The 6,706-nt window shown below is 63.9% G+C and carries 8 protein-coding genes; 3 read left to right on the top strand and 5 right to left on the bottom strand.

From position 1 onward, the window contains the following. Window positions 1–102: 102 nt before the first annotated feature. The 5 genes from AC0L3A_RS30560 to AC0L3A_RS30580 are packed head-to-tail and all read right to left on the bottom strand — an operon-like array spanning window position 103 to window position 5,164. Window positions 103–1,410 carry an adenylate/guanylate cyclase domain-containing protein gene (locus AC0L3A_RS30560; protein ID WP_007602452.1) on the bottom strand — a complete coding sequence of 436 codons (1,308 nt, stop codon included), beginning with the start codon at window positions 1,408–1,410 and terminating at the stop codon, window positions 103–105. Window positions 1,411–1,441: 31 nt separating this feature from the next. After that, on the bottom strand, window positions 1,442–2,605 hold the full coding sequence (locus AC0L3A_RS30565; RefSeq protein ID WP_007602451.1) for an ABC transporter permease: 1,164 nt from the start codon (window positions 2,603–2,605) through the stop codon (window positions 1,442–1,444). Continuing rightward, window positions 2,602–3,534: an ABC transporter ATP-binding protein gene (locus tag AC0L3A_RS30570; RefSeq protein ID WP_007602449.1), complete on the bottom strand. Its 933-nt coding sequence runs from the start codon at window positions 3,532–3,534 to the stop codon at window positions 2,602–2,604. Before AC0L3A_RS30570 ends, AC0L3A_RS30565 begins: the two co-directional genes overlap by 4 nt. Then, window positions 3,531–4,472: an HlyD family secretion protein gene (locus tag AC0L3A_RS30575; RefSeq protein WP_007602447.1), complete on the bottom strand. Its 942-nt coding sequence runs from the start codon at window positions 4,470–4,472 to the stop codon at window positions 3,531–3,533. The genes AC0L3A_RS30570 and AC0L3A_RS30575 overlap by 4 nt, the downstream gene beginning before the upstream one ends. Beyond that, on the bottom strand, window positions 4,469–5,164 hold the full coding sequence (locus tag AC0L3A_RS30580) for a TetR/AcrR family transcriptional regulator (RefSeq protein WP_007602445.1): 696 nt from the start codon (window positions 5,162–5,164) through the stop codon (window positions 4,469–4,471). The genes AC0L3A_RS30575 and AC0L3A_RS30580 overlap by 4 nt, the downstream gene beginning before the upstream one ends. Window positions 5,165–5,273: 109 nt before the next feature. Here AC0L3A_RS30580 and AC0L3A_RS30585 point away from each other — a divergent pair, with 109 nt between their 5' ends. Genes AC0L3A_RS30585 through AC0L3A_RS30595 form a run of 3 tightly spaced genes read left to right on the top strand, consistent with a single transcriptional unit; the run spans window position 5,274 to window position 6,499 of the window. Next, window positions 5,274–5,609 carry an ArsR/SmtB family transcription factor gene (locus tag AC0L3A_RS30585; RefSeq protein WP_007602444.1) on the top strand — a complete coding sequence of 112 codons (336 nt, stop codon included), beginning with the start codon at window positions 5,274–5,276 and terminating at the stop codon, window positions 5,607–5,609. After that, window positions 5,606–6,070: an SRPBCC family protein gene (locus AC0L3A_RS30590; RefSeq protein ID WP_007602441.1), complete on the top strand. Its 465-nt coding sequence runs from the start codon at window positions 5,606–5,608 to the stop codon at window positions 6,068–6,070. Before AC0L3A_RS30585 ends, AC0L3A_RS30590 begins: the two co-directional genes overlap by 4 nt. Window positions 6,071–6,082: 12 nt before the next feature. Further along, entirely contained in the window at window positions 6,083–6,499 is a 417-nt protein-coding gene (locus tag AC0L3A_RS30595) for a GFA family protein (protein WP_007602439.1), read from the top strand. Window positions 6,500–6,706 lie beyond the last annotated feature (207 nt).

Raw genomic sequence — 6,706 nt, forward strand, 5'->3', positions numbered from 1 at the left:
AAGACCCAAAAGCTACCAAGGATATTTCATCACGCGCCTTCAACGAAACGCGAGCCGCTTCAACGAAACGCGACTCACAAGTGAAGGCGCAGGAGGCGGCCCTCACCCCAGTTGAAACACCGCCACCTTCTGCTCGTAGCCGCGCACCTCGACCTCGCCGAGCGAGACCGCATCGTCGCCGTCGGCGCCCAGCGCGTCGCGGACAGACGCGGAGATCAGGAGCTGCGAGCCGAACTCCTTGTTGAGCGCCTCTAGCCGTGAGGCGAAGTTCACGGTGTCGCCGATCACAGTGTACTCCTTGCGCCGGGGCGAGCCGATATTGCCGGCGACGACCTCGCCGAAATGGATGCCGATGCCGATCTTGAGGGGCCAGCTCGTCTGCGCGTTGATGCGCTCCATCGCGGTCAGCATCTCGCGGCCCGCGGCGACTGCGCGATGCGCGGCGTCGGAGGCCTCGAGCGGCGCACCGAACAGGGCGAGAAAGCCGTCGCCCAGAAACTTGTTCACGATGCCACCCTCGCGGTCGAGAATGTCGACCAGCACGGCGAAGGCGCCGTCGAGCCGGTCGACCACCTCCTGGGGAGTACGCGACTGCGCGCCGGCGGTGAAGCCGCGGAAGTCGACGAACATCACGGCGACTCGGCGGAGGTCGCCGGCGGCACCCGTCCCCTCCGTCATCAGCCGCTCCACAACCTGCGGCGAGACGTGCTGGCCGAACAGGTTGGTCACCCGGTCGCGCGCAGTGGCTGCCGCAATGCTCGCCGCAAATTGCCGCCGCAATCGCGCGCCGACGGCGCCCGCCAGCACGCCGCAAATCAGGATGATGGTGCTGCGGACCGCGTGAAAGTAGATCAGGGGTTCACCGGACTCGCTGACCGAGTTGTAATACAGCGCGACAGCCAGGAGTTCGGCTGCGGCCACAAATCCCGTGAAGGTGGACAGCCAGAAATCAAGCCGCAGCGTCGAAAGAATGATGAAGATGAAATAGGCCAGTGGCAGCACGAACCCGAGCGCCTGGCTCGCGCCCATGCTGTGAATCTGCAGGATCAGGATGATCGTTGGCAGCGACGTTTCGATTGTTGCGCCGATATAGCGCCTTATCACCGGAAGGTCGCGATCGAGCTTGAGGTATCGCCTGATCTGGCTGTGGACCCAGACTTCGAAGAGGACGAAGCCTGCCAAGAGACCGTATTCGCGGACCAGGCCCTCCGTCCCGCGCCAGACCCGGTTCACGATGGCGGGGTCGATCAGATAGGTTGCGGTGAGAAACAGGATCATGACGCAGCCCGTGATGATCAACGCCCTCACCCGCAACAGCTCGGTCCGCAGCACCTCCCGCGTCAGCTCGCGCTCGAAGTCTTCGGACATCACGGCATGCTGCCGGGCCTTCCTGCTCGCAAAGCTGACCATTCCGCCCCCTTGATTCCAGGGGCATCTTGCCTCAATCCAGCGTGCGGCGGAAGCGCGTCACGGCGATGGTCATGGCGAGCAGCATCAGCACCGCCAGCGCCAACGCGTCGAAACGCAAATTTTGCATGCTCGCGCCCTTCAGCATGATGGCGCGGACGATGCGCAAATAATGCGTCAGCGGCAGGCACTCACCGACATATTGCGCCCAGGCCGGCATCCCGGCAAACGGGAACATGAAGCCGGACAGCAAGATGCTCGGCAGGAAGAACATCATCGACATCTGCATCGCCTGGAGCTGGTTCTGCACCAGCGTCGAGATCGTATACCCGATCGCCAGATTGGTCGTGATGAACAGCGTCGAAAGCAGCGCCAGCAGGAACAGATTGCCGAGCACGGGCACGCCGAACAGGCCGACGCCGATGCCGATGATGAGGAACGCCTGCACGAACCCGACCAGCACGTAGGGAATGATCTTGCCGAACATCACCTCGACCGGCCTGATCGGCATCGACAGCAGAGCCTCCATGGTACCGCGCTCGACTTCCCGCGTGACCGAAAGCGCGGTGAAGATCAGCATGGTCATGGTGAGGATGGTACCGACCAAGCCCGGCACGATGTTGAGGCTCGACGCGGCGGCGGGGTTGTAGCGGGCGTGCGCGCGGATCTCGAACGGCATCTCCGGGGGATCTCCGATGTAGAGATCGTGCTTGAGCGCGGTCTGCACGACCATGCCGAGCGAGCCGATCGCCGCGCTCGCCGCCACTGGATCGGTGGCGTCGGCCGCGACCAGCAGCGCCGGCTTATCGCCGCGCCGCACCGCCCGCTCGAAGCCGCGCGGGATCTCGACCCCGAACAGAACCTTGCCGGATTTCAGGAGATTATCGAAATCCTCGACGTCGTGGACTTCATAGAGGAAGCGGAAATAGGCGGTGTTCTCCAGCGCCTTCAGGATCGAGCGTGCGAGATCGGAATCCTCCTGAAGCAGCACCGCGCTCGGCAGATTGTGCGGCGTGGTGTTGATGGCGTAGCCGAACAAGAGCAGCTGCATCACCGGCAGCATCACGATCATCGCAAATGACACACGGTCCCGCTTGAGCTGGATGAACTCCTTGATCAGCATCGCATAGGAGCGCCTCCAGAAGCCGAAGCGCTCCCGGATCGCGTGCTGGGGTTCGTGACGATCGACCGCGCTCATTGGAAATTGTCCTTGGAACGACTCATCAATTCGATGAACACGTCTTCCAGTGACGGCGATGATTTGTGCCAGTGCAGTCCGCTTTTTTCGCGCCACGGCGCGATGCTGGCTTCGAGCGCGGCGACGTCGCGGCCGGAGACGTGCAGCGACGTGCCGAACGGCGCCACCATGTCGATTCCCGGCTTGCCGGTGAGCGCAGCCGTGAGCTCGTTCAGGTCCTCGCCCGTCACGGTGTAGGTCGTCAGCGCGGATTTCGCGATCACCTCGTCCACGGTGCCGTGCACGAGCAGATGGCCATAGGCGATATAAGCGATCTCGTGACAGCGCTCGGCCTCGTCCATGTAGTGGGTCGAGACCAGCACGGTGAGACCGTCGGCCGCGAGTGCATGAATCTCGTTCCAGAAATCGCGCCGCGCTTTTGGATCGACGCCGGCGGTCGGCTCGTCAAGCAGCAGCAGCTTCGGACTGGGCAATGTGCAGGCACCTAGCGCCAGCCGCTGCTTCCAGCCGCCGGAGAGTTCGCCGGCGAGCTGTTCCTCGCGCCCCGAGAGCCCGATCCGCTTGATCATGTCGCGCGCGGCGCCGCGTGCATCGCGAAGGCCGTACAGCCGCGCGACGAATTCGAGGTTTTCGCGGACAGAGAGATCCTGATAGAGGCTGAACCGCTGGGTCATGTAGCCGACCTGGCGCTTGATCTTTTCGGCATCGCGCCTGATGTCGTAGCCGAGGCAGGTGCCCTCGCCGCTGTCGGGCGTGAGCAGGCCGCAGAGGATGCGGATGGTCGTCGTTTTGCCCGAGCCGTTCGGGCCGAGGAAGCCGTAGATCGAACCGCGCTTCACCTGCATCGACAAATCGTGCACGACCTCGCGGCCGCCGAACGACTTGGTCAGGCCCTTGACGTCGATCGCGATGCCATTGCCGCCGTTCATCGCTTGTCCGCCACCGGAGTCTTTGGATTGAGATGGACGTCGATGGGTTGTCCGACACGCAGCGCATCGGGGCGCGATGGCCGCGCCTGGATCAGATAGACGAGCTTGTTGCGCTCCTCGAGGCTGTAGATGACGGGCGGTGTGTATTCGGCCGAAGTTGCGATGAAATAGATCTTCGCGGTGAGATCGGCGGCGCAATTGTCGCATGCGATCCGCACGGTATCGCCGATCGCAAGCTTCGGCAGCTCGGTCTCCGGCACGAAGAAGCGCAGCTTCATGTTGCCGGGCGGCATGATCGAGAGCACCGGCCGCTGCGCCGCCACCATCTCGCCTTCGCGAAAATAGATCTGCTGGATGGTGCCGGCCACGGGCGCAAAGCCCTTGCGCCGCGCCATCCGCGTCTCCGAGGTCGCCACCCGCGCCTCGGCAACGCGCAGGGCGGAGACGGCCGAGTCGAGATTGGCTTGCGTGCCCGAGCCGGTTTTGCTCAGCGAGGCCGCGCGGTCATAGGTCTGCTGCGCATTGGCAAGTGTCGCCTTGTTCTGGTTGAGATCGGCAAGCTGGAGATCGTCGTCGACGGAATAGAGGTGATCGCCGACCTTGACCTCGTCGCCCTCGCGGACGTTGAGCTTGATCACGCGGCCCGCCTCGTCCGGACTGACGAAGATCATGTCGGCCTCGACCCAGCCCTGGAAGCCGGGCTCACGCTTGTCCTTGCACCCGGCAAGCCCGGTCGCGAGGACCAGAACCGCGATCGAACAGAGGCGCGGCAAAAACTGGATCGCGCTTGGCGGCAGCCACGGTCGTCGATCCCTCACCCTGAGGAGCCGCGAAGCGGCGTCTCGAAGGGCGAAGGGCCAAAGCCGGGCCTTCATCCTTCGGGACGCGCATGCCGCGCTCCTCAGGATGAGGTGAGGGATGTTTTGGGACGACCTCATGTCGTGCTCCGTTCGCCAAAAATCAAATCGAGATGGACGCGCAGCATGTCCTGCGCGTCGAGCGGCGCGTGCCGTGCAAACAGGCTCTGCCAGATCACCGCGATCATCGCGGGGGCGACCAGGATCTGCGGGTAATGCGCCAGGTTCTTCTGGCGGATCTCGCCGCGGGCGATGCCGAGCTCGATCAGGGAGCGCATGGCGGCGATGCCGCGAGAAACCACCTCGCGGTAGTAGAAATCGGCCACGGAGGGAAACCGCGGCCCCTCGGCCACGATCAGACGCACGAGGTCGCCGCGTCTGGTGCCGATCACCTCCTTCAGGAAGTTGCTGGCAAACGTCTCGACGAGATCGCGCACCGAGCCCGCGGGCGGCGGCAATGCCGTCAACCGCGTCACGACAGGCACGATCACCGTCCGCACCAGCTCCTCGAACATCGATTCCTTGTCCTTGAAGTGCAGGTAGATGGTGCCCTTGGCGACACCCGCGCGCTTGGCGATGTCGTCGAGCCGCGTGGCGGCAAAGCCGCGCGCGATGAATTCCTCCATCGCGGCGTCCACGATCGCCGCACGCCGTTCCGCCGCACGCGTGGCGCGGCTCGACGCGGGCACCGCATCGTTGCCAGCGTGCGCAGAGTCCTTTGCGTTGGCGCGAACTGCGGGCGGCGTGGCGGCTTTGGTGGGCTTTCTGGCCATCTACACGATATGACTGACCGGTCAGTCATAGTCAAGACAACACGGCAGACCCAATCTGACCAACAAATTAGTCTTGACTAATTCATTAGCATGCACTAATCTAACACTCATGATTGAAGCCGCCCCAAATCCCATGACCACCGTGATGCGCGCCCTTGCCGATCCGACCCGCCGCGCCGTGTTCGAGCGCGTGTTCGAGAGCAAGGAGATCAGCGTCGCCGAGCTCACGCGGGGAAGCGGCGTGACGCAAGGCGCGATCTCGCAACATTTGAAGTCCCTCAAGCAGGCCGGCCTCGTCGCCGAGCGTGCCGAGGGCCGCAACGTCTATTACCGTGCCGCGCCGCAAGGCCTCGAACCGCTGGTCTCCTGGATGGACCATTACGGCGTGTTCTGGCGCGAGCGCTTCCAGAACCTGCGTGACCTCTTGAAGGAGATCGATCCGTGAGTGCTGCCGAATTGAAAGCCGAAATAAAGGACATCGTCATCGACGAGGTGCTCCCACACGCGCCGGAGACGATCTGGAAGGCGCTGACCAGCGCCCAACTGATCGCGCGCTGGCTGATGCCGCCGAGCGGTTTCGAGGCTGTCGAAGGCAACACCTTCACCTATCAGACCACGCCGGGCGGCGCCTGGGATGGCGTCATCCATTGCCGCGTCCTTGAAGTCATGCCGAACCGGCGCCTCGTCTACGCCTGGAAGGGCGGGAATGAGCGCAACACCGGCTACGGTGCGCCGCTCGACACTGTCGTGACGTGGTCCCTCACCCCGGTCGAGGCCGGCACGCGGATCCGCCTGGTCCATGCGGGCTTCGTCATACCCAGGAACGAATCCGCCTACACGGGCATGAGCGGCGGCTGGAAGAAGGTCGTCCGCCAGCTCGACGAGATCAGCGGCGAAGACAGGTAAGGAGTTATCGCAATGACCAAACCGTTTACCGGCGGCTGCGCCTGCGGCGCAATCCGCTATTCGATCGCCAGTGAGCCCCTGTTCAGCAATCACTGCCAATGCCGGGACTGCCAGCGCGAAAGCGGCAGCGGCCACGGCTCGTACATGACGTTCGCGCGCGCCGGCGTCACCGTGACGGGCGAAGCGAAGCATTGGGACATGGTTGGCGACAGCGGCAATTTGAAGACGCGCGGTTTCTGCGCCCAGTGCGGCTTGCCTGTTTACCTGACCTTCGCGGCCATGCCCGACATCTTCACCATCCGCGCCGCAAGCCTCGACGAACCCGCCCGCTACGAGCCGCAAGTGGTGACTTATGCCGCGCGCGGACATGCCTGGGATCGCCTCGATCCCGACCTGCCGAAGTTCGCAGGCATGCCGCTGGGGGGATAGCTGCCGCGCAAACGGTGCGCTCCCTCCCCCCGCTTGCGGGGGAGGGTTGGGGAGAGGGTGCCACCGCAACGGGACAATCCCCAAGCGGAGAGAGCCCTCACCCGCGCCTTTGGCGCGACCTCTCCCGCAAGCGAGGGCTTTGCGTAAATCGCGAATCTGCGATTCTCTAAGAGACATCTGAAGAGGATCTGGGGATGGCATATCGGC

The organism is Bradyrhizobium sp. MI1.3, from assembly GCF_055811695.1.

Excerpts from the sequence above, each read along its gene's own strand:
- AC0L3A_RS30560 (WP_007602452.1), bottom strand. The coding sequence starts at position 1,410 with ATGGTCAGCTTTGCGAGCAGGAAGGCCCGGCAGCATGCCGTGATGTCC.
- AC0L3A_RS30565 (WP_007602451.1), bottom strand. The coding sequence starts at position 2,605 with ATGAGCGCGGTCGATCGTCACGAACCCCAGCACGCGATCCGGGAGCGC.
- AC0L3A_RS30570 (WP_007602449.1), bottom strand. The coding sequence starts at position 3,534 with ATGAACGGCGGCAATGGCATCGCGATCGACGTCAAGGGCCTGACCAAG.
- AC0L3A_RS30575 (WP_007602447.1), bottom strand. The coding sequence starts at position 4,472 with ATGAGGTCGTCCCAAAACATCCCTCACCTCATCCTGAGGAGCGCGGCA.
- AC0L3A_RS30580 (WP_007602445.1), bottom strand. The coding sequence starts at position 5,164 with ATGGCCAGAAAGCCCACCAAAGCCGCCACGCCGCCCGCAGTTCGCGCC.
- AC0L3A_RS30585 (WP_007602444.1), top strand. The coding sequence starts at position 5,274 with ATGATTGAAGCCGCCCCAAATCCCATGACCACCGTGATGCGCGCCCTT.
- AC0L3A_RS30595 (WP_007602439.1), top strand. The coding sequence starts at position 6,083 with ATGACCAAACCGTTTACCGGCGGCTGCGCCTGCGGCGCAATCCGCTAT.